Annotated in this window: 2 protein-coding genes; both read right to left on the minus strand. The window is 47.3% G+C overall.

All coding sequences use genetic code 11. The annotated features are described in order from the left end of the window. Nucleotides 1–255: 255 nt before the first annotated feature. Nucleotides 256–1464: a hypothetical protein gene (locus KDK14_RS17445; protein ID WP_257266464.1), complete on the minus strand. Its 1209-nt coding sequence runs from the start codon at nt 1462–1464 to the stop codon at nt 256–258. A 22-nt stretch (nt 1465–1486) separates the two neighbouring features. Then, nucleotides 1487–1957 carry a SycD/LcrH family type III secretion system chaperone gene (locus KDK14_RS17450; protein ID WP_257266465.1) on the minus strand — a complete coding sequence of 157 codons (471 nt, stop codon included), beginning with the start codon at nt 1955–1957 and terminating at the stop codon, nt 1487–1489. Between the last annotated feature and the right edge of the window lie 197 nt (nt 1958–2154).

Consider the following 2154-nt stretch of genomic DNA (forward strand, 5'->3'; position numbering starts at 1 on the left):
GTTTAAATTAGCCTTGATTGGAACGATCGTAAGGCCGATTCTATCGCCCTGGGATAATAAAGAACCGTCCATAAGATTATTCCTGAATTCAATAACGGATCAATATAGGCAATTTTTAGAAAAAAGTTCAATGATGAAACATTTTAATTTTTCATCTGACTGTTAAGACAGCTGTAGCGCCCCCTGTGGATGAATGGGGTGGGCAAGGAGCCAATATGGTTACTTTGATCGGAAAACTGATGTGTGAACAACAACTTAGACTTTTTTTGCGGATTGCAGAAGCTCCAGACGTTTATTCATCATATCCTGGTACGAGCCCTGTCGGGTGACACTATCGAGAACCTGAATAAGGTGCTCTTGCAAATGCTGCCTGAGACGATCGGGGGTTTCATCGGATATATAGCGATCAACAATCTGTTCAATAGCGGTAGTAATCAGGCTTGCAGAGTTCAGCACTTCAGCAGCCGCTTTCGGCTCACCGGCTTTCAGTGCAGCGATGGCCTGCTTCAGTTTGTCCACCACTTCTTTGTGCTGGTCTTCTTTCACCTGATCTTCTTTGATCTGTTCTTCTCGTAATCGCTCTTTCAAACGCTCGAAAAATTCAGCGTTGGCCATGGCTTCAATAGCAAGCAGTATTCCCCTTTGGGTAGCCAGAATGCCCTCAAGAAACGCTTCGTGAGTCCTGATTAATGGCAGCAGATCAATGCCCAGCCTCTGGGACAATAGACTTAACCGCACATGCTCCGGCATTCCATAAATATCTGCACTGTTCTGCTGGACACCCTGTGCGCCATGGACAGTTGACTGCCCACTGTTACGATTGATCGAAACAATATCATCAATAGCCCTTTGCACCGCTAATGAGCCGCTATGTGCAACAGATGGGGACACATTAGCAACAACGCTCAATACCTGTAGAGGTGCTGATGATCCTGCACTGGATGCTTGCTCGATGGTCTTTGTCAGCTGCCTGATATTGCTTTCATAGACGCCCGGCACTTGGGCTGTATCCGTGGCATCTGGCGGTGCAGATTGCCCCTTTGTCATCTCCTGTAGTGGTGTAGCTGCAGAAACCGTTGAGTACTCCCGTGATGGCTGCCCCGGTGCATCCTCTGCCACTGCCTCTGATGAGCTAGCGGGCAAAGGCTCGACAGTTTCTCCCGACGCCTTTTGCCCCAGAGAGTCGCTGATGACCAGAGCTTTTTCCAAAAGTCTACTGATATCTTCAGATGAAGCAACCGTTGCACCGGGAAGAGCCGGTTGCAGTGTTGGAACGGGTATCGCGGGTACGGCGGAGAGATCTTCACCCCCGGCAGTCTGATTTTTTACAACATAAGTAGTCTTATCGTAACCGGAAGTCACTTTGTCAACCGCCTCTTTGACTGGCTGATCTGCCGGAAAATCTGCCGACTCGGGCTCCAGTCGTCCGGACTGAAAATCCCCTGATCCTGATACCTCACTCATAACCGCACTCCTTTCACTGCCATCAAAACTCATTAATCATTTTTTCTACCCGGCTTAACTCAGGACAACTTATGCCCGATTCCCTGGCCATCAAAACAGCCGCCTGATACGCAAGCCTCGCTTTTTGATGCTGCCCCAGGGCGACATAACAATCACCCACATAAATCATTGGATGTGGATCATTGGCATCAAGAGAAGTTGCGTAGAGATAGGTATCAATTGCCTCACCATAAAGATTTACCATTTGCTGGCAGGCACCAAGGCCAGTGAAAAATCGGGGATTCCACTGATCATAGAGACAGAGAAATTGAAATAAACGAGCGGACTTTTCGTACTGGCCATGATTATATTTCAGATACGCCAGTTCATAGAGACCTTCCAGCGCCTCCTCACTGATATTACTGGCTTTAGCAAGATTCCCTCCCCGCGCCATATAATCCCCCACAATGGCCATTGCACGGGCATCAGACGAGCTGAACAAAGATTCGTTCATATAATGCTTCCCCGGGAATTAGAAAAACAAGTTATTCTATTTAGGTATAGTACTTAACAAATAAACCAACGAATTCTCTGAAATATTCTGCCTGCTGCTTATGCAGAGTCAAGTTAAGCACGCCGCTAATGTATTCAGAGCATTAAGTAGCTGGCCATATGGAATCGAATATTTCTGGCTACTTGGGCTGGTACTAT

This window comes from Endozoicomonas sp. ONNA2 (assembly GCF_024606365.1).
Classification (GTDB): domain Bacteria; phylum Pseudomonadota; class Gammaproteobacteria; order Pseudomonadales; family Endozoicomonadaceae; genus Endozoicomonas.

Coding starts and splice junctions, on each gene's coding strand:
- KDK14_RS17450 (WP_257266465.1), bottom strand. CDS start 1,957: ATGAACGAATCTTTGTTCAGCTCGTCTGATGCCCGTGCAATGGCCATT.
- KDK14_RS17445 (WP_257266464.1), bottom strand. CDS start 1,464: ATGAGTGAGGTATCAGGATCAGGGGATTTTCAGTCCGGACGACTGGAG.